This window comes from Tabrizicola oligotrophica (assembly GCF_011008935.1).
Taxonomy (GTDB): domain Bacteria; phylum Pseudomonadota; class Alphaproteobacteria; order Rhodobacterales; family Rhodobacteraceae; genus Tabrizicola_A; species Tabrizicola_A oligotrophica.
Window position 1 is genome coordinate 1 of record NZ_JAAIVJ010000010.1, and the last position, 19,928, is coordinate 19,928.

A 19,928-nucleotide genomic window follows, 5' to 3' on the forward strand; every position below is an offset into this window, starting at 1 on the left:
GCCTCGCAGTCCTGACCGCCCCCGAGCGACGTGACCTCCTGGAAATCCTCGAAGATCGCCACGGCCGTGCTTCCACCATCGTCACCAGCCAACTGCCCGTCGAACATTGGCACGACGCCATCGGCGATGCTGCGATTGATCGACACGCGATCCGCCATGCTGGTCAGGGCGGTGACGCTGGATGGAAAGACCGCCGAGGAGGCGGGCGAGACGGTCGGGATGACAGCCGGCGCGGCGCGGGTTGCGCTGCACCGGGCGATGCGGCGGCTGTCGGGGCTGGCCGAAAGGATGATGAAATGACGGACAGGCGAAGCACGGACGATCTGATCCGTGACCTTGCGGCGGCCCCTGTGCCCGCCCGGTTCTCTCCTGCGGCCACCGTTGCCGGCATCGCGGGCCTGCTTGCGGGCGGATTGGCCCTGTATCTTGCCGGGTTCGGCCTGCGGCCCGATCTGGTTGCCGCATGGGCGCATCTGTCAGTGCAGGTCAAGACCATCTTGCCAGCGCTCCTGTCCCTCTCGGCGATCTGGCTGGCTTTGGGCTCTGCGCGGCCCGAGGGGCGGGTGGTCCTGTGGCCGCTTGCCGGTCCGGTCGTGCTTGCTTTTGCGATGGCCCTTTTCCGCATCATCGGTGCCGACGGGCCGCTTGTTCCGGAAGCGGTCGGGCAGACGGCACTGGCTTGCCTCGGCTCAATCGCAATGATGTCGGCCCTTCCGCTGGCGTTCGGCATCTTCCTTCTCCGCCGGGCTGCGCCGACGCGGCCTGCTCTGACTGGCGCGCTACTTGGTGTCGCGACAGGGGCAGGCGTCGCGGCAGGGTACGCTCTGCACTGCACCGAGGACTCCCCGCTCTTCTTCGTAGCGTGGTATGGGCTTGCGATCGCCATGGTCGGAGGCGGCGGCGCATGGCTCGGCCATCGGTTCTTGCGGTGGTGATGGGTCAGATGACCCGGCAGGCAGTCGGCTTATGTCGAATGCCTTTGTTTCGACGTATCCTGTCGTGGTCCCGACCGTCCGCTTTCCGCCCCTTTCTGCTTTCCGCCTTGTCACTTCCCGCTGGACTTCGTTGGCCTTGCAAGCGGTAGTCGGGTCGTGCCGGCGCGCTGAGAGCGCGCGCCGCTGCCGCCCGGATGTCCGGGCTTTGCCTGGTAGAAGGGCCGGAATGGATCCGGCCCGAACCAGGAGACCGACCATGGCAAAGAAACCCATCACCACGTCCGACAGCACCGAGGCCGCCAGCACGCCGCCCACACTGGGACCTGCCACCCGCCCCGAAAGCAAGAAGGCGCGGCTGATCGACATGCTGCGCCAGCCGGGGGGCAGCACGATTGCCGCGATCAGCGCGGCGCTCGGCTGGCAGGCGCATACGACCCGCGCCGCGATCACCGGGTTGCGCAAGGCGGGCCATGCGGTCGAGACGGCCAAGCCTGTGGATGGCAGCAGCGGGCTGATCTACCGCGTCGCCTCCAAACCCGGCGAACAGGCTGATGGCGTGACCCGTGCGGAGGCCGCGCAATGAACGCGGGAATGTCCGTGATCGTTTCGCCGGTTACCGCGAAGGAGCTGCCCGCAACCCTGGCCGCGCTTGAGATCGCCGACCGTGCCGACCTGCTCGATCTCTGGGGCAACCTGATCGGATCACCGGCCCCGAAGAACCTCTCGGCTCCCTTCCTGCGCCGGGCGCTGGCGTTTGAACTGCAATGCCAGGCTCACGGCGGTCCAAAGGCCCGAACGCTCGAGGACCTGAGCCGCATCGCCGCGGGTAGCATATCGCACGCGTCGGTCGGCACCCGACTGCGTCCCGGTGCGAAGCTGGTGCGGGAATGGCAGGGCAGGACGTGGACAGTCGAAGTGATCGACGGCGGGTTCCTGATGGGCGGCGAGCGCTATGCCTCGCTCACAGCCCTTGCCCGGAAGATCACCGGGGCCCGCTGGTCAGGGCCCCGGTTCTTCGGATTGACCGTGGAGGTCCGGGCGGACGATGGGTCTGCCGCATCCTCGCGTCGCAGAAAGGCGGCCTGAGATGGCGCGCCGGATCCGCTGTGCGATCTATACCCGCAAATCCTCTGAAGAGGGGCTCGACTAGGACTTCAACTCGCTCGATGCGCAGGCCGAGGCCTGTGCGGCCTATGTCGCCAGCCAGAAGGCCGAGGGCTGGGTGCTGGTCCCGACCCGCTACGATGACGGCGGCCTGTCCGGGGGCACGCTGGAGCGGCCGGCGCTGCAGCGCCTGCTCGCGGACATCGAGGCGGGTCTCGTCGACCAGATCGTCGTCTACAAGATCGACCGGCTGACCCGGTCGCTCGCCGACTTCGCGAAGATCGTTGACCGGCTCGATGCGGCGGGCGCCTCCTTCGTCTCGGTCACCCAGTCCTTCAACACCGCCACCAGCATGGGACGTCTGACGCTGAACATGCTCCTCAGCTTCGCCCAGTTCGAACGCGAGGTGACGGCGGAACGGATCCGCGACAAGATCGCCGCTTCGAAGAAGAAGGGGCTCTGGATGGGCGGGACCGTGCCCTTCGGCTACCAGCCCGACGGCCGCAGCCTGAAGATCGACGAGACGGAGGCGCCGATCATCCGCCATATCCATGACCTCTATCGCCAGCTTGGCTCGGTCCGGGCGGTCGCAGAGGAGGCCGAGGACCTCGGTTATCGGACGCGGGCACGACCGTCGGCCTCGGGCACCCGGAGCGGCGGGACGCCCTTCAGCCGAGGCCATGTCTATCAGATCCTGACCAATCCGCTTTATGCCGGACGGATCCGGCATCGCGACAAGGTCTATGCGGGCCAGCATCCGGCGATCCTCGATCCGGCCGTCTGGGATGTCTTGCAGGAACGCCTCATCACCGAGGCGGCGCGCAGCCGCGGCCAGTCGAATGCGGCCGAGCGCTCGCCCCTGGTCGGCAAGCTCTTCGACGAGACCGGGGATCGGCTGACCCCGAGCCATTCCCGCAAGAGCGGCAAGCGCCTGCGCTATTACATCTCACGCCGACTGGTCACCGACCGACGTGAGAGGCACCCCGATGCCTGGCGGCTGCCGGCCCGCGATCTCGAGACCGGCATCGCCCGGATTCTCCACGATCACCTGATGAAGCCCACCGTGCTCACCGATCTGGTGCGGGACCTGTTGGCGGCCGAGATTCCAGGATTGCTGGAGCAGCTGCGGCGCTTAGCGAACAGTTGCGACCCGGAGGGCAGCGCCGATCTCTGGGCGCCTCTGCTACGCCGCGCTGATCTCGTACAGGGCAGCATCCACTTGCGGCTCGACCGCAAGGTTCTGGCGGAACGGCTCGGCATCCTGCCGGACCGCATCGACAGCGCCGCCCGACGGATCAGCGCCTCCTTCCAGATGCAGCGCCGCGGTGTCGAGGCCCGCATCGTCCTCGGTGCCGCCGTGCCCCAAGTCGATCCGGTTCTGGCGAAGAACATCCTGATGGCACAGCGCTGGTATGTCGCCATCAAGGCCGGCGCCTCCTTCGGCAATCTCGCCGCCAGGGAGAAGACCACCACCAGCCGCATCCAGCAGATGATCGGCCTCGCCTTCCTTGCACCGGATGTTCTCGATCAGGTCGCAGCTGGCCGCCAGCCGGTTGCCTTCACCTCGGAATGGATCAAGCGACACCAGTTGCCGGCTGGCTGGGATCAGCAGCGGCAGATCGTCGGCGGACTTTGATCCTCTGAAGTGACGGCCGGGAACGCGAGGCCGCCCATTCCAGTCCCGGTGTGCACCACCAGCATGCTCGGAGCCCTGCATCTTTTGCGAAGTTTGGCACCTTTGCGACGGTTCCGTGATCGCAACCGCTGGCCTTCGGACCGCCGCGTCGCTTTCGAATTGGGCCAAAGTCAAGTCCAGCGCCAGATGCCGACTCCGAAAACCGTATCGCGCCAAATGCCAAACGGAGACTCGCGCCATTCCGGGCCGTTATTCCTCGTGCAAATTCAAGTCTCTAAGTGCCAGCGCACCTCGTAAGGCGCGGAAGACGTGCCACAATAGCCAAGGTTAAAAATCGTGCGATATCAATGTCTTATGTGGTGGCGGAGCACTCTGGATTCGAACCAGAGATATGTTCCTTTTTCTAACCCCCGGAAAACACGGCACAATTTCAGCGTAGAAAATAGGGTAGACTGTTGAACTTGCGCGATTTTTCAGCTTCCCGCGTCCGATCCTGCCTGCAGTCAAGATCGTGGTGTTGACGGTGGGATTGATCGAGGCAAGTCACCTGCCGCAAACATTGGCGATAGTCGCGATCATCGGCGCTGGTCTTGCAGCCCTAGCTCAACCCAGATCCAGCCGAAATCATACTCCGCAATCGGACCCTCGCCATGTTTGGCGCTACGGTTTTCCAACATCTTCAACCAGTCAATCACCTTCACGCGCCCCGCGGCCGTGCGCACAGCCTGGCGTGGCGACTTGCCGCCCAGAGCCGGGATCGGTGCGTCCAGCGTTTCGCGGTAATGATTGTCGAGGTGATCGTGCATGAGCTGGCGTGCAATCTCTGGCGGGATCTCGTCTGCCGCCTCGCCCGGCTCTGCATGCTGTTCCTCTGCCTGCATCTGATCAACCGTCCGGATCGTGGTCAACGGTGATTTGAGCAGACCACCGGCGGCCGCGCTGATCAAGGCCTCGACTTTGGCCGCGCGCTTGGCCGAGTTGACGGTCACCAGCAGCGTCTTGCCCTTCAGTTCCAGAGAGCCCAGGACGGTGGCCCCTTCCATCTGCGTGTCCAGCATGATGCCGCGGCCTGCCTTGCCGCCGCGCCCCTTGCGCGCTGCCAGCCAGTTCCAGAACTTCGGTCCTTCGGGCAGAAAGCCTTTCACTTGGTCCAGGCTTTCTGCCACCGCCTTCTGCGTCACGCCGCTGGCAAGCGGAAAGCGCAGATCGTGGAACAGGACATCATCACCGTCCGAATTGGAGAACTGCGGCAGCGCAGGGGAGAGTGCACGGTCGATCTCGATGAACAACCAGGCCGCGGTAAATATGGGCGCGCTGCCCATCAGTTGATCACGGGTGAGCCGCAGAGCATCTCGCTTCTTCAGCTTCAGGGCATCGCGGAGCCCGGCAAACAGGAAATCCACCGCCTCGGCGCGGAAGGGCAACAGCGCCCCGGAGATGACATGATGATCGCGTTCGGGCACCACCCGCACAGCGATGCGGTCCCATTGCTTCAACGTGCGCGTAGCGGATTTCTCTTTCACCGTGACCGGCGCCGCATCCGTCAACAGATCGCGCAGCACCATCGAAGCGCCGGGCTTAACATCACTGACCTCGTACAGACTGACCGGTGCATCCCGCAGGGCGGCGAAATAGGCCTGGTTCAAGGCCGTTTCCTTCCAGCCGCGCCGTTTCAGGTAAAGGTCGACGATGTTACCGTCTTCATAGCGCTGGCCGAGAAAATCCTCGAACCCGCAGCCCCAGAGCACACCAGACCACTGCTCGCCAATCAGATCGGCGAGGTCGTCATGGTCGATCTCGAACTCCTCCAGCGCGGGCATCAGATGTTCGGCAAGCACATCCTGCATCCGATCCCGCCAGTCGCCTTTTCGGCCGATAAAGGCCAGAAGGCCCGATATGTCGTTGCGCTCGGCCATTTTTTTACCCGTCTGAACACTTGGCCGTGGAGCCATGACTCGGACCGGAGCCCCGCAGCCTGTCATCATACCTATAAGCGATGACACTGGAGGGCCACACAACAACCGAAGGACGTCACTCCTCTGCCGCCACCATGTCCCAGGCACGCAAGTCAATCGATGGTGACACTAAGTCGCGTCAGCTTCCAAAAAGCAGAAAGTCAAGTCCAGCGCCAAAAGCCGCGGCCGCAAACCGTATCGCGCCAAATGCCAAACAGAGACTCGCGCCATTTTCGGCGACTATTTCGCCTGTGAATTCAAGTCTCTAGGGGGTAGCATGTCTCACATGCCGCGGAAAACACGCCACAATACGCGAGGCTAAAAATCGTTTAAAATCAATAGCTTATGTAGTGGCGGACAGTGAGGGATTCGAACCCTCGAGACGGTTCCCCGCCTACACACTTTCCAGGCGTGCGCCTTCGACCACTCGGCCAACTGTCCGTGGGGGGGTGTTTAGCGGCAAGTCCGGGGGTTCTCAAGCGGAAAGGTTGCGGCAAGCCGTGGGAAAATCAGGGCCATATCCCTGCGGGATCAGGTCAGGATCAGGCTGACTCGGCGGTTCTGCCGGCCCTTCTTCTCGATCTTGCCGAACTCGACGCGGCCGATCTCGGCAGTGCGGGCGACATGGGTGCCGCCGCAGGGTTGCAGGTCGATCTGGTTCGCCCCGTCGCCGATGCGGACCAGCCGCACCCGGCCCTGCCCCATCGGCGGCATGACCGACATGGTTTTCACCAGGCCGGGGTTGGCCAGCAGTTCGTCATCGGTGATCCAGGCATCGCTCACCGCCAGATCGCGCGCAATGAGCGCGTTGAGCGCGGCTTCCAGCGCGGGTAGATCGGCGGGGGCCTCGGGCATGTCGAAATCGAGCCGCCCCTTGTCGGCGCCGATCTGGCCGCCCGTCACCGGCAGCGGGATGACGACCGACAACAGATGCAGCGCGGTGTGGACGCGCATGTGGCGGTGGCGTCGGTCCCAGTCGAGACGCTGGCGCAGGGTGGCGCCAACGGGCGGCAGGGCGGCAGGCTCGGCCGGCACCAGTGCGATGCCGCCACCTTCGACCTTGACCGCCGTGGCGATCGCCATCCGGCCGCCGTCCCACTGGATCAGGCCGCTGTCGCCCGGCTGCCCGCCGCCGGTGGCATAGAACACCGAGGCATCGACCACGATGCCGCCCTCGGGCGTATGGGCCAGAACGCGGGCCTCGGCCTCGCGCAGGTAGGCGTCGTCGCGGAACAAGGGCTGGGTCATCATGGGGCGGGGGTGTCCTTGGGGCGGGGCTTGCGGGTCGGGACCGGGTCTGCGGGCGCAGGCATCTCGGGCGCGGGCGCGGGTGCCTCGGGCGCGGCCAGAAGATCGCCGACCGCCTCCATCGCCTGCCGGGCCATGTCCTCGTCCGCCGCCGCCTCGGCCAGTCTGGCCAGATGGTCGCGGTGGGCGTTGGAAAACTCGATCCCCGTTTCGGCAAAGCGCCTGACGATGGCGTGATTGATGTCGGAGCGCACCTGCATCTGGAAGTTCACGTCGCGCAGGATGACACGGATTTCGAAATTCATCGTCTCGGCGCCAAAACCCACCAGCGCCACGACGGGCGGCGGTTGCAGGATGACAAGGGGCTGGGCCTCGGCGATCTCGCGCAATACGGCCTCGACCTTGCGGCTGTCGCTGGTGAAGGGCACCGGCACCGGCACGATCAGCCGGCCAGTCAGGTTGAAGCGTGTCCAGTTCGTCACCCGGCCCGAGATCAGGTCCGAGTTCGGCACGATGACGTCCGAGCGGTCGAAGGTCTGGATCCGGGTCGAGCGCACCGAGATCGACTTGACGATGCCCTGGGTGGTGCCGACCTCGATCCAGTCGCCTTCGGAAACTGGCCGTTCGATCAGCAGGATGATGCCCGAGACGAAGTTCGACACGATGGTCTGCAGGCCGAAACCGATGCCGACCGACAGCGCACCGGCAACGATGGCAAGGCCGGACAGGTCGATCCCGGCAGCATTGATGGCGATGAGCGCCGCGAGGAAGATGCCGATGTAGCCCAGCCCCGAGACGATGGCGTTCTGGCCGCCCTGATCCAGCGAGGTGCGCGGCAGGATGGTGTTCTTCAACCCCCCCTGGAACATCCGCGTCAGCATGTAGCCAAGGCCGAAGACCACGGCAAAGACCAGGAAGTTCGCCGGCGAGATCCGCGTCTCGCCCATGGTGAAGCCTTCGCGGAACCGCGTCCAGAGTTCGGTCAGGTCCGAACTGCGTGCCCCCCAGATCAGGGCAAAGACCGGCAGGCTGGCAAGGGCAAGGGTGAAGTTGGCAAGCACCGGCAGCAAGGCGTCACCCGCGTCGCCGTCGGTTCGGGTGATGGCCGCGTAAAGGTCGGTCACCAGATCCTGCGCCACCAGCAGGAGGCCGACGGCAAACAGGCTGAGCATCGCGGGATAGACCAGGGCCGAAGCCGCCGGCACATAGCCGACCGCCGCCAGAAGCGGACCGACCACGCCGACCGCCATGGCGCCCTGCCCCAGGATGCCGATCAGCCACTGGCCATAACTCGCCGCCTCGCCCTCGCGCCGTTCGCCCGTCAGATGGCGGTGCAACAGCTGGCCCATGCGCACCAGCAGAAGGCCCGAGACCACGATTCCTGGGAAGGACACGACCGAGGTGGTGCCTTCGGAATAGGACTGCGCGTCCATGGCCGCGAAGCGCAGGTCGTCAAGCGCGAAAAGCCCGGCCATGGCAACGGCGTTGAACCGCGCCTCGACCCGGCGTTCGGGCGGCAGGCCAAGCGGGCCTTCGGACAGGCCGCGCGGAAAGACCCGCCCGGCAAGCCAGGCCGCCAGCACGACATAAAGCGCCAGATTGGCGGCGGCATCCGTCACCGTCTCGCCCACGGGACCGACCATCTCGGTCATCGACAGCGCGCCGAAGGCGCAAAGGATGCCGATCAGCGGAAAGGCGATCTCGCCGAGCGAGGCAAAGAGCGCCAGAATCCTGCGCCCGCGGGCCGAGGCCCGGTCCTGCAACCGGCTGGCCATGCCCTGCATCCAGACCCGGCCATAGACCAGAAGCACCACCGCGAGCGCCAGGAGCAGCAGGATGAAGGGCACATTGTCGCCAAAGGCAGTACGGGCCTTGGTGTCCTGCCACTTCTCGGTGGTTTCATCCCACAACAGAAGGCCGGTATCGGTCAGGCCGATCACCGCCTCGGGCCAGTTCGCCGGGTTGATCGGCGCGGGCCAGAGCTTCAGCAGCTGGTCAGCCTGCCGCTCGCGCAACACCCGGTCAATCTCGCTGACCAGACCGTCGGCACGACGGTAGGCCTCGTCCGCGGCAAGGCCGGGGGCTTGCAGTTCCACCAGCTGTTCGGTCAGGGCCGAGCGGCGGTTGGCGATTTCCTGCGCCTCCGACGCCCCGTCGGTCGGCGCAGGCCCAAGCGCGGCGATCTGGGTGCGCAGCGTGGCGATGCGGGCGGCGTTGGCGTTCTGCGCGCCCAGCAGCGCACCGCGCCAGTCCACAAGCTGACCGCGCAGCGCCTCCAGCGCGTCGGACGAGATGTTGCGGTTGGCCGCCGCCTTTTCGGCGCGTTCGGCCAGCCGTTCCCAGGCGGCATAATCCAGCGTGGTATTGGCGTCGGGCAGCGCCTGCCCTGCGGCTGCGGCCGGTTCGGCCCCTTGCCGCGGCATCAGCGCGCCGGTCTCATCGACCTGCCGCACCGCCTCCTGCGCCTGAACCGGCCCAAGCGCCAGCATCAGGGCCAGCGCAACGACCAGCCCCAGCCCGGCCGTCAGAGGACCGAAAGCGGCTCTCATGCGTCCTGATAGACGGACGGGATCTGCATCGGCGCGCGGTCCAGCCAGCGCGGCACCGGCAGGCCCTTTTCCTTCAGGAAAGCCGGATTGTAGAGTTTGGACTGATAGCGGTTGCCATAGTCGCACAGCACGGTGACGATGGTGTGGCCCGGCCCCATTTCCTGCGCCATGCGGATGGCGCCGGCAATGTTGATGCCCGACGAGCCGCCAAGGCAGATGCCCTCTTCTTCCACCATCGAAAACACCAAGGGCAGCGCCTCGGCGTCCGGAATGCGATAGCTGAAATCGGGGGTGAAACCTTCGAGGTTCGCCGTGATCCGGCCCTGCCCGATGCCCTCGGTGATCGAGGTGCCCGGCGCGTCAAGCTGGCCGGTGGTGTAGAAGGCGTGCAGCGCCGCGCCTTCGGGGTCGGCCAGACCGATCTTCACGCCCTTGGGCTGCAAGGCCATGCCGACGCCTGCAAGCGTGCCGCCCGAACCGACAGCGCAGATGAAGCCGTCGACCTTGCCGCCGGTCTGCTCCCAGATCTCGGGGCCAGTGGTTTCGATGTGGGCCAGGCGGTTGGCCACGTTGTCGAACTGGTTGGCCCAGATCGCGCCGTTGGGTTCAGTCTGCGCCAGGGCCTCGGCCAGACGGCCCGAGTAGCGCACATAGTTGTTCGGGTTGCGATAGGGCGCGGCCGGCACCTGCACCAGTTCGGCGCCGGCCAGCCGGATCATGTCCTTCTTTTCCTGACTTTGGGTTTCAGGAATGACGATCACCGTCTTGAACCCCATCGAGGCGCCGACCAGCGCCAGCCCGATGCCGGTGTTGCCCGCCGTGCCTTCGACGATGGTGCCGCCGGGGCGCAACTGGCCCTTGGCCACCGCGTCCTTGATCATGTAGAGCGCCGCGCGGTCCTTGACCGACTGGCCGGGGTTCAGGAATTCGCATTTGCCAAGGATGGTGCAGCCGGTCAATTCCGACGCCCGCTTGAGCTTCAGAAGCGGCGTGTTGCCGATGGTGTCGGCCAGATCGCTGTGAATACGCATGGTCTTTCCTTGGCTGTGGGCCTTGCCCCTTGCGGTGAACCTATTGGCAAGGGCGCGCAAACTCAAGCCGGGGCTTCGGAAAAGGTCGCGGGACCAAGGCCGGGGGAAAAGCGGGAATGGCGTTCCGGCGGGCAGCGGGCGGGCGGGATTTTGCCCCGCTCAGGCCAGCATCAGCGGGACAGTCTCGCCAAGGGCAAAGCGGCGCAGCACGGCGGGATAAAGCCGGTGTTCCTGCACCAGCACCCGCGCGGCCAGCGTGTCGGCGGTGTCGCCGGGCAGGACAGGCACGCGGGCCTGACCAAGGATCGGCCCCGCGTCCAGCTCTGCCGTCACCTCATGCACGGTGCAGCCCGCCTCGGTGTCGCCCGCGTCAAGGGCGCGCTGGTGGGTGTGCAGGCCGGGATATTTCGGCAAGAGCGAGGGGTGGATGTTCAGCATCCGGCCTTCGAAGCGCCGGATGAAGGCCGGCGTCAGGATGCGCATGAAGCCGGCAAGGCACAGGATGTCGGGCCGGGCCGCAAGGATCGGCTCCAAGAGCGCCGCTTCAAACGCGGCGCGGTCGCGGCCAAAGGGGCGGTGATCGACGGCGGCAGTCGGGATGCCAAGGGCGGAGGCGCGGGCGAGCCCCGCGGCGGCCGGGTCATTCGAGGCGACCAGCACGGGCGTACAGGGGTGCGCCCCCTGCCCCATGTCCCTGACCAGCGCCAGCATGTTGGAGCCACCCCCGGAAATCAGGATGGCAACGCGCTTCACAGCAGGCGGCCCTTGTAGATCACGCCCTCGCCCTTCACGACGCGGCCCAGTTCCACCACGGTTTCGCCCTGGGCGCGGAGCAGGTCGGCCAGCGCCGCGGCGCGGTCAGGCGCGACGAAGGCGATCATGCCGATGCCGCAGTTGAAGGTTTTCAGCAGTTCCGGCTCGGCCATGTTGGCGGTCTGGGCCAGCCAGCGGAACACCGGCGGCAAGTTCCAGGACGACAGGTCGATCTCGCAGGCCAGCCCCTCGGGCACGACGCGCGGCGGGTTTTCGGTCAGGCCGCCGCCGGTGATATGGGCCAGCGCATGCACGCCGCCTGCCCGCACCGCCGCCAGCGCCTGCTTGACATAAAGCCGGGTCGGCGCCAGCAGCGCCGCGCCGAGCGTGCCGTCCGAGAAGGGCGAAGCGGCGTCCCAGCCAAGGCCCGAAAGTTCCACCACCTTGCGGACAAAGGAATAACCGTTGGAATGCACCCCGTTCGAGGCCAGACCCAGAAGCACGTCGCCCTCGGCCACGCCCGCCGGCAGTTCGGCCCCGCGTTCCATCGCGCCGACGGCAAACCCGGCAAGGTCGAAATCGCCCTTGTGATACATGCCGGGCATTTCCGCCGTCTCGCCGCCGATCAGCGCGCAGCCCGAAGCCTCGCAGCCCGCCGCGATGCCGGTGATGATGCGGGTGGCTTCCTCGACATCCAGCTTGCCGGTGGCGAAGTAGTCAAGGAACAAGAGCGGCTCGGCGCCCTGACACACCAGATCGTTGACGCACATCGCCACAAGGTCGATGCCGATGGTGTCGACATTGCCGGTGTCGATGGCGATGCGCAGCTTGGTGCCGACGCCGTCGGTGGCCGCGACAAGGATCGGGTCCTGATAGCCCGCCGCCTTCAGATCAAAGAGCGCGCCAAAGCCGCCAAGCCCGCCCATCGTGCCAGTGCGGCTGGTGCGTTTGGCTGCGGGCTTGATGCGGTCCACCAGCGCGTTGCCCGCGTCGATGTCCACGCCCGCGTCGGCATAGGTCAGGCCATTGTGTCCGGTCGTCATGTCGAGAATCCCATGCTGGCGGCGATTGCCCTGCCCTTACGCGATCTGCCGCGGGCGCGCAACGGATCACGCCCCCCGGCTTGCATTGGCAGGCCCCGCTCTGCTAGGCAAGCCTTGGGGGGCTGTAGCTCAATGGTTAGAGCCGGGCGCTCATAACGCCTTGGTTGGGGGTTCGAGTCCCTCCGGCCCTACCAGTTTCCACCATTTGGCAACAACGCCCGCCTCCGCGCGGCTCTGTCGCCGATCTGGAAAAGTCTCGACGCTTTCGAATCAAACTTCTTTCGGCGGGTGTACCCCCGGCTTTCCGGCACAACCGCCGGAATATGGTGCGAAATGGCCTGATTCCGGGCCAGAGGCCATGCTATTGCCCCATGTTCACCCCACTTGCCGCGGCGCACGCCACATTGAGACCCGATTTCCTGCCTACCTCTGAACGCCGGAAAACTGGGGACCGGCCTGCGGGCTGATACAATTTGGTGGAGACTTCGAATGGCACTCATTGAAGGCGGCGCGGGCAATGACTCGCTTGTCAGCGCGGGAACGGCAGACGAAATCTACGGCTACGCAGGCGACGACACCCTTGACGGCGGCAGCCTGAACGACACGCTGGACGGCGGCACCGGGCTTGACTCGATGACGGGCGGTTCGGGCGACGATCTGTATTACGTCGATGACGCCGGTGACACCGTGGTCGAAGCGGCGGATGGCGGCAATGACACGGTGATCGCCTCTGTCGCGCATACGCTGGCCGACAATGTCGAAGTGCTGATCCTTGAAACCGCCAGTTCCTCGGCCGACATCAACGGCACCGGCAACGCGCTGAACAACCTCATTCAGGGCAATGAGAGCCTCAGTTCGACCGGCGGTCGCAATTACCTGTCGGGCCTTGCCGGCGATGACACGCTTTACGGCTACAACGGCCAGGACACGCTGGACGGCGGCACCGGCAATGACGTGATGTATGGCGGCACCGGCGGCGATACCTTCATCGTCGACAGCGCCGATGACGTGGTCGTCGAACTGGTGGGCGAAGGCAATACCGATACCGTCCAGGCCTCGATCAGCTATACGCTGACCACCCCTGTCACCACCAACTACATCGAAAACATCACCCTGACCGGCACGGACAATCTGACCGCCACCGGCAACGGCCTTGACAACACGCTGATCGGCAACAGCGGCAACAACACCCTGACCGGCGGTGCGGGCGATGACGTCCTGCGCGGCGCGGCGGCCATTGCGACGCTGGGCGATGACGTCCTTGACGGCGGTGCCGGCAGCGACGACATGACCGGCGGCAACGGCAACGACACCTACTATGTCGATACCGCCGAAGTCCGCGATGCCAATGATGTCATTGTGGTCGTCGGCGACCAGATCACCGAATACTCGAACTATGGCACCGACACGGTTCACACCACGATCGACGGCTATACGCTCGGCAGCCATCTTGAAAACCTGATCTTCGGCGCCGGCGTCGTGTCCGGGACCGGCAACGGCGAAAACAACACGCTGACCGGCAACGAGCTGGACAACGTGCTTGCCGGCGGCACCAACGCGGACACCCTGATCGGCGGCGCCGGCAACGACACGCTGGACGGCGGCGCGGGCAATGACCTGATGCAGGGCGGCGCGGGCAATGACGTCTACAAGGTCAACACCACCGGCGACGTGACCGATGAAAGCGCCCTGGACGCGGACGGCACCGACCTTGTCGAAGCCACCGCCACCCACACGCTGGGCGCCGGCATCGAGAACCTCACGATCACCTCGGCCACCAACATCAGCGGCACCGGCAACGGACTGGACAACGTGCTGACCGGCGGTGATGGCAACAACCGTCTCGACGGCGGCGTGGGCAATGACAGCCTTTATGGCGGTCTTGGCGCCGATACCCTTGTCGGCGGAGCAGGCGTCGACAGCCTTGACGGCGGCGCGGGCGATGACCGCTACGAACTGGACAATACCCTTGATGTGGTGAGCGAAGCGGCGGACGGCGGCACCGACACCGTGCAGATCGCGGCCGACTTCACCTTGGCTGACAACGTCGAAAACCTGATCCTGTCGGGCTCCGGCCATTTCGACGGCACCGGCAACTCGGCCGCCAACACCATCACCGGCAACGGCGGCGACAACGCCCTTGACGGCGGGGCTGGAAGCGACATCCTGACCGGCAACGCCGGCAATGACTATCTTGATGGCGGCACCGGCGCCGACCTGTTGACCGGCGGTGCGGGCGACGACGAATACATCGTGGACGACGCGGGCGACATCGTGGTCGAAGCGGCGGACGGCGGCGAGGACTGGGTCGGGTCCTACATCACCTACACGCTGGGCGAACAGCTTGAGCATATCATGCTGGCCGACACCGACATCAATGCCACCGGCAACGCCAAGGCCAACCAGATCATTGGCGGCGCGGGGGCCAACCTGCTCAGCGGGCTGAACGGGGACGATACGCTTGCGGGCGGTGACGGCCAGGACACGCTGAACGGCGGCTTCGGGGTCGACAGCATGGCCGGGGGGGCCGGCAACGACACCTACATCGTCGATGTGCTGGGCGATGTGCTGGTCGAAAATCTCGACGAGGGCACCGACACGGTACAGACGGCGCTGGCCTATACCCTGGCGGACAACTTCGAGAACCTGACGCTTTCGGGCAATGACAGCGTCAGCGGCACCGGCAACGCGGCGGCGAACGTGCTGACCGGCAACGTCGGCAAGAACAATCTCCTCGGCCTGGACGGGGACGACACGCTGAACGGCGGCGGCGGGGCGGACACGCTCAACGGCGGCGCGGGGGCGGACAGCATGACCGGCGGCGCGGGCGCCGACCTCTATATCGTCGACAACGAACTTGACGTGGTGGTCGAAGGCGAAGCGGCCGGGATCGACACGATCCGCACCATCTTCTCGACCACGCTCGATGCCAATGTCGAGAACCTGACGCTGCAGGGCACCGCTGATCTGACCGGCACTGGCAACGCATCGGCCAACACGATTGCGGGCAATGCCGGGGCGAACCTGCTGGAAGGTCTGGCCGGCAACGACACCCTGACGGGTGCCGGCGGGGCCGACACGCTGGATGGCGGCGAAGGCGACGATTCGATGGCGGGCGGCGCAGGCGATGACACCTACCATGTCGATGCTTCCGGCGACCTCATCACCGAAGCGAGCCTTGGCGGCACCGATCTGGTGCTCACCACTGCCACCTTCACCATGGGCGCCGGTCTGGAACAGCTTACCATGCTGGGAACCGACAATCTGGACGCAACCGGCAACGGCGCGGCCAACACCCTGACCGGCAACAGCGGTGCCAACAACCTCAAGGGCGGTGCCGGCGACGACACCCTCCTTGGCGCTGCGGGCGCGGACACGCTGAACGGCGGCACTGGCGCCGATGAACTGCGCGGCGGCGGCGGCAACGACACCTACAATGTCAACGCGATCGGCGATGTGGTGATCGAAGGGGCGGGTGCCGGCACCGACACGGTTCTGGCAAGCGCCACCGTGACGCTTTCGGCCAATGTCGAAAACCTGACCATGCTCAGCACCGGCACCTACAGCGGCACCGGCAACGCGCTGGCCAACACCATCACCGGCAACGGTGCGGCGAACATCATCCGCGGTCTTGCCGGCGATGACGTGCTGAACGGGGGCGGCGGCGCCGACGTGCTGACCGGCGGTCTTGGGGCCGACAGCTTCGTCTTCTCCTCGGCGACGGCGGGCAATGACACCGTCACCGACTTCAACGCGCTTGACGGCGGCGTTGCCGAGGGCGACCTGCTGGTCTTCCAAGGCCTGCTGGTCGGCGAGTTCAGCTACCTTGGCGGCAATGCCTTCTCGGGCGGCGCGGACAACTCGGAAGCGCGTTTTGACGCGACCACCGGCAAGCTTCTGGTCGACACCGATGGCGACGGCACCGCGAACCTGACGCTGACGCTGACCGGCATGGATGCGGCCGCGGATCTGACCAGCGCGGACTTCCTCTGGAGCTGATCTCTTCTGCCGATCAAACTGAAAGCGCCGCCCGATCAGGCGGCGCTTTTGCCATGCGGCCGCGCTAGAACCGCCAGCGCCCGAAGGTGCAAAGCCCCCTGGCATGCGCGGCGCTGACCGCGTTGTCCGCGGCCCCGAACCTGAACAGACCGGTCTTCTCGCCCGGCCCGGCGCCGACTGCGAAGAGAACACTTTCGCCGCCGCGCCGCGGCGGCGCGGACAGCCGGTAAATCGGCGTCTCGGCCGGCAATCCAAGCCCGCGCATCACAAAATCCCCTGCCGCGCACCAGCTTTGCGGCGCGGCTTGTCCGGCGCTTGGCTGCACTTCGATCTGATCGGCGCTTCCGATCACATTGATGCCATTGCGGGCCTCAAAGGCCATAGCCGGCGCGCCGATCAGCGACAGAAGCAGGATAGAACGGAACATGGGCGGCCTCCTTGGACGGTTCGCCCCTATGTGCGGCCTCGGGCCGGCATTGGCAAGAGTACACCCCGCCGGATGCCTGAACGGCAAACCGCACACGCCGCCGCGCGGTCGCCCCCCCAAGGCCATGCGGCCCGCGCCGGTCGGTCCTGTCCTGCTCCGCCGCGGGCCTTCCGCCGCGGCTCAGCGCACGCGGTGCAGTGCCACGTCACCCGACCAGGGCTCGGTCACGCCACGGCCACCGCCGAGATCTTCAAGCAGCGGCCGCAGGCGGTCGAGGTTCTGGATCATCGTGGGCCGGGCATTGGCCATGGCGTCATGACTGTCCCATTCCCCGACGATGATGTAACTGCGGCCCCCGGTGTTCACCGCCCAGAAATTCCGACTGCCCTGCATCGTCTCCATCGACATTTCCTGATGGATCTTGAGGAATTCTTCTTCCTTGCCGGGCTTCACACGCATGTGGACGACATTCATTGCAGTCATAGAAGCCTCCCGTTTTATGTGAGGCTTCAGCATAGCATGAAAACGGCCCCGGGGGCTGGCAAATTCAGGGGGATCGATGGGGGGCATCGACGGGGGAGGCCGTGCGGGTGAGGTGTTGACGGTGGGGGACGGTGGGCTGGAAACCCACACCACGGCTCATGGAGAGTTACTCTCCGTCAGCAACGACAACGGCAGTACCATACGCCATTACAAAGAGCATGGATTTTCCACCCCCGGAAAACTCGCTCAACTCAAGCATAACTGAAACGACAGCATTAGCGCCGACCAAAGCCGCCTCTCGCTTCAATTCCCTTAGTGCGGCTTCCCTTGCATCCCGCAGCGTGTCTTCAACAACCCTCGCACGTCCGCCGACAACGTCCCTGATACCTGCCGAAACATCCTTCAGGGCATTCATTCCAAAGGCGCACTGAGAACCAACCATGCCAACCCTGGAAACAAGATGCCGATCAGAGAGTACAGGTTCAGTCGTAAGAACAACAGTGTCAGCAGCGGCAAGCAGATCTCCCATCTGTTCCTCTGCCGTTGCAATCTCCTGCCTTTTCCTTTTCGCTTCCAGCTCCCGGCAGTTCTCACATACCCCGGTCAACGCGTCGATCATTCCAAGCTTAGTGCCGCAGTGCTTGCAGTTTGCCAATTGGGGCGCCCTCTGTACTTGACCTCTTACTGATCCAGGAAACTCCGCAGCTTCCGGCTCCGGCTCGGATGCTTCAGCTTGCGCAGCGCCTTGGCTTCGATCTGACGGATGCGCTCCCGCGTCACCGAGAACTGCTGGCCGACTTCCTCGAGCGTGTGGTCGGTGTTCATGCCGATGCCGAAGCGCATCCGCAGCACCCGCTCCTCGCGCGGGGTGAGCGAGGCCAGAACCCGGGTCGTGGTTTCCTTCAGGTTTTCCTGAATGGCCGAATCCAGCGGCAGCACGGCGTTCTTGTCCTCGATGAAATCGCCAAGCTGGCTGTCTTCCTCGTCGCCGATCGGCGTTTCCAGGGAAATCGGTTCCTTGGCGATCTTCATCACCTTGCGAACCTTTTCGAGCGGCATCTGCAGCTTTTCGGCCAGTTCTTCCGGAGTCGGCTCGCGGCCGATCTCGTGCAGCATCTGCCGCCCGGTGCGCACCAGCTTGTTGATCGTTTCGATCATATGCACCGGAATACGGATGGTGCGGGCCTGATCCGCGATAGAGCGCGTGATCGCCTGACGGATCCACCACGTTGCATAGGTGGAGAATTTATAGCCGCGGCGGTATTCGAACTTGTCCACGGCCTTCATCAGGCCGATGTTGCCTTCCTGAATGAGATCAAGGAATTGCAGGCCCCGGTTGGTGTATTTCTTGGCAATCGAGATCACCAGACGCAGGTTGGCCTCGACCATTTCCTTCTTGGCTTGCCGCGCCTCTTTCTCGCCCTTTTGCACCTGATTGACGATGCGGCGGAATTCGGAAATGTCGACGCCGACATATTGGCCGACCTGCGCCATTTCGCTGCGCAGCTCTTCCACCTTGTCGCGGCTCTTTTCAATCAGCGCCTGCCAGCCGCGTCCGGCCTTCGCCGCCATGCGGTCCAGCCAGGTCGGGTCCAGCTCGTAGCCCTGATATTCGTCGATGAATTCGCGGCGGTTGATGCGGGCGGCGTCGGCCAGCTTCACCATGCCCGAGTTGATCGCCATGATGCGCTTGTTGATGCCGTAAAGCTGGTCGATCAGCGCTTCGATCCGGTTGTTGTGCAGGTGCAGCGCGTTGACCAGCACGACGATTTCCGAGCGCAGCTTCTGGTAGGCCGCCTCTTCCGAGGCCGAGAAGCGCACGGTTTCCGACAGGGTCGCGGACATCCGGGCGTCCTGCATGTCGGCCAGCTTGTCATAGTCGCGCGCGATCAGGTCCAGCGTTTCGAGAACCTTCGGCTTCAGCGCGGCTTCCATCGCGGCAAGCGACATCGAGGCGCCGTCCTCGTCATCCTCTTCCTCGGGCTCCGAGAAGATCGGGTTGCCGTCGGCATCCAGTTCCGGCTCGGCTGTGCCCGCGGCCCGGCGCGGCGCCGGGGTGGCGCCCACATCGACGCCTTCCAGATCGGCGCCGACCATGTCGTCCTCGCCGTCAAGGCTGCGGCCGAAGGTGGCTTCAAGGTCGATCACGTCGCGCAACAGGATGTCTTCGTTCAGAAGTTCGTCGCGCCAGATGATGATGGCCTGAAAGGTCAGCGGGCTTTCACACAGGCCCGCGATCATGGTGTTGCGGCCGGCCTCGATGCGCTTGGCGATGGCAATCTCGCCTTCGCGCGAGAGAAGCTCCACCGAGCCCATCTCGCGCAGATACATCCGCACCGGGTCGTCGGTGCGGTCGAGCGTTTCCGAACTTGCGCCGACAACGGCCACCTCGCGCGAGGTCGAGGCGGTTTCCACCAGCTCGCCCACCGGCGCCTCGCCCTCTTCGACCTCTTCGTCGTCGATGATGTTGATGCCCATTTCCGACAGCATCGCCATGACATCTTCGATCTGCTCGGACGACACCTGTTCGGGCGGCATCACCGAATTCAGCTGGTCATAGGTGATATAGCCGCGCTCCTTGGCGTCGGCGATCATCCGTTTGACGGCCGCCTGCGAGAGATCAAGGGAAACGTCGGCCTCTTCGCCTTCGGGCTTGCCGTCTTCGGTGTCTTTCGAGGCCATGTCGTCTCCGTCGGTCAAAAGCGAATCAGGAAGCCACGAATCAACGTGGCGGGATGCGAATCAATAGCGCGAATCACGGGAAA

General features: G+C 65.1%; 16 protein-coding genes, 2 tRNA genes and 2 pseudogenes. 9 read left to right on the forward strand and 11 right to left on the reverse strand.

Translation table 11 applies throughout. The features are described from left to right. From G4Z14_RS18915 to G4Z14_RS14860, 7 genes and pseudogenes are all read left to right on the forward strand, one after another. Positions 1 to 137 (forward strand): annotated as a pseudogene (locus G4Z14_RS18915) (ATP-binding protein); the annotation flags it as partial. Positions 138 to 156: 19 nt separating this feature from the next. After that, the gene (locus G4Z14_RS18920) at positions 157 to 300 is read left to right on the forward strand and encodes a hypothetical protein (protein WP_227751782.1); all 144 of its coding nucleotides are present in this window, start codon (positions 157 to 159) and stop codon (positions 298 to 300) included. Further along, the gene (locus G4Z14_RS14845) at positions 297 to 935 is read left to right on the forward strand and encodes an NrsF family protein (protein ID WP_227751775.1); all 639 of its coding nucleotides are present in this window, start codon (positions 297 to 299) and stop codon (positions 933 to 935) included. Before G4Z14_RS18920 ends, G4Z14_RS14845 begins: the two co-directional genes overlap by 4 nt. A 256-nt stretch (positions 936 to 1,191) precedes the next feature. Beyond that, positions 1,192 to 1,518 carry a DUF3489 domain-containing protein gene (locus G4Z14_RS14850; RefSeq protein ID WP_164627115.1) on the forward strand — a complete coding sequence of 109 codons (327 nt, stop codon included), beginning with the start codon at positions 1,192 to 1,194 and terminating at the stop codon, positions 1,516 to 1,518. 8 nt (positions 1,519 to 1,526) lie between these two features. Next, the gene (locus G4Z14_RS14855; RefSeq protein WP_164627117.1) at positions 1,527 to 2,021 is read left to right on the forward strand and encodes a DUF2924 domain-containing protein; all 495 of its coding nucleotides are present in this window, start codon (positions 1,527 to 1,529) and stop codon (positions 2,019 to 2,021) included. 82 nt (positions 2,022 to 2,103) lie between these two features. Then, positions 2,104 to 2,487, forward strand: a pseudogene (locus G4Z14_RS18925) (recombinase family protein); the annotation flags it as partial. Between the two features lie 15 nt (positions 2,488 to 2,502). Beyond that, positions 2,503 to 3,675: a recombinase family protein gene (locus G4Z14_RS14860; protein ID WP_227751776.1), complete on the forward strand. Its 1,173-nt coding sequence runs from the start codon at positions 2,503 to 2,505 to the stop codon at positions 3,673 to 3,675. Between the two features lie 575 nt (positions 3,676 to 4,250). Here G4Z14_RS14860 and G4Z14_RS14865 read toward each other — a convergent pair. From G4Z14_RS14865 to purM, 7 genes are all read right to left on the reverse strand, one after another. Continuing rightward, positions 4,251 to 5,591 carry a hypothetical protein gene (locus tag G4Z14_RS14865; protein WP_164627119.1) on the reverse strand — a complete coding sequence of 447 codons (1,341 nt, stop codon included), beginning with the start codon at positions 5,589 to 5,591 and terminating at the stop codon, positions 4,251 to 4,253. Positions 5,592 to 5,981: 390 nt separating this feature from the next. Continuing rightward, positions 5,982 to 6,071, reverse strand: a tRNA-Ser gene (locus G4Z14_RS14870). Positions 6,072 to 6,161: 90 nt separating this feature from the next. Further along, positions 6,162 to 6,878: an alanyl-tRNA editing protein gene (locus G4Z14_RS14875; protein WP_164627235.1), complete on the reverse strand. Its 717-nt coding sequence runs from the start codon at positions 6,876 to 6,878 to the stop codon at positions 6,162 to 6,164. After that, positions 6,878 to 9,427, reverse strand: a complete 2,550-nt coding sequence (locus G4Z14_RS14880) for a DUF3772 domain-containing protein (protein ID WP_164627121.1) — start codon at positions 9,425 to 9,427, stop codon at positions 6,878 to 6,880. The genes G4Z14_RS14875 and G4Z14_RS14880 overlap by 1 nt, the downstream gene beginning before the upstream one ends. After that, positions 9,424 to 10,458, reverse strand: a complete 1,035-nt coding sequence (locus G4Z14_RS14885) for a cysteine synthase A (protein WP_164627123.1) — start codon at positions 10,456 to 10,458, stop codon at positions 9,424 to 9,426. The genes G4Z14_RS14880 and G4Z14_RS14885 overlap by 4 nt, the downstream gene beginning before the upstream one ends. Positions 10,459 to 10,617: 159 nt before the next feature. Next, positions 10,618 to 11,211, reverse strand: a complete 594-nt coding sequence (gene purN, locus G4Z14_RS14890; protein ID WP_164627125.1) for a phosphoribosylglycinamide formyltransferase — start codon at positions 11,209 to 11,211, stop codon at positions 10,618 to 10,620. Further along, on the reverse strand, positions 11,208 to 12,254 hold the full coding sequence (purM, locus tag G4Z14_RS14895; RefSeq protein WP_164627127.1) for a phosphoribosylformylglycinamidine cyclo-ligase: 1,047 nt from the start codon (positions 12,252 to 12,254) through the stop codon (positions 11,208 to 11,210). Before purM ends, purN begins: the two co-directional genes overlap by 4 nt. Positions 12,255 to 12,372: 118 nt before the next feature. Between purM and G4Z14_RS14900 the strand changes: the two genes are divergently transcribed. Then, positions 12,373 to 12,448 (forward strand) — tRNA-Ile (locus tag G4Z14_RS14900). Between the two features lie 295 nt (positions 12,449 to 12,743). Continuing rightward, positions 12,744 to 16,253 (forward strand): beta strand repeat-containing protein, encoded by a 3,510-nt coding sequence (locus G4Z14_RS14905; RefSeq protein WP_164627129.1) that lies wholly within the window; start codon positions 12,744 to 12,746, stop codon positions 16,251 to 16,253. Positions 16,254 to 16,317: 64 nt separating this feature from the next. On the opposite strand, the gene G4Z14_RS14910 is transcribed toward G4Z14_RS14905, so the two are convergent. From G4Z14_RS14910 to rpoD, 4 genes are all read right to left on the reverse strand, one after another. Then, positions 16,318 to 16,680: a hypothetical protein gene (locus G4Z14_RS14910; protein WP_164627132.1), complete on the reverse strand. Its 363-nt coding sequence runs from the start codon at positions 16,678 to 16,680 to the stop codon at positions 16,318 to 16,320. 180 nt (positions 16,681 to 16,860) lie between these two features. Beyond that, positions 16,861 to 17,163 (reverse strand): putative quinol monooxygenase, encoded by a 303-nt coding sequence (locus G4Z14_RS14915; protein WP_164627134.1) that lies wholly within the window; start codon positions 17,161 to 17,163, stop codon positions 16,861 to 16,863. Positions 17,164 to 17,329: 166 nt separating this feature from the next. Further along, a complete protein-coding gene (locus G4Z14_RS14920; RefSeq protein WP_164627136.1) occupies positions 17,330 to 17,782 on the reverse strand; it encodes a YbjQ family protein in 453 nt (150 codons plus the stop codon). 62 nt (positions 17,783 to 17,844) lie between these two features. Next, positions 17,845 to 19,845 (reverse strand): RNA polymerase sigma factor RpoD, encoded by a 2,001-nt coding sequence (gene rpoD / locus G4Z14_RS14925; protein WP_164627139.1) that lies wholly within the window; start codon positions 19,843 to 19,845, stop codon positions 17,845 to 17,847. Positions 19,846 to 19,928: the final 83 nt, after the last annotated feature.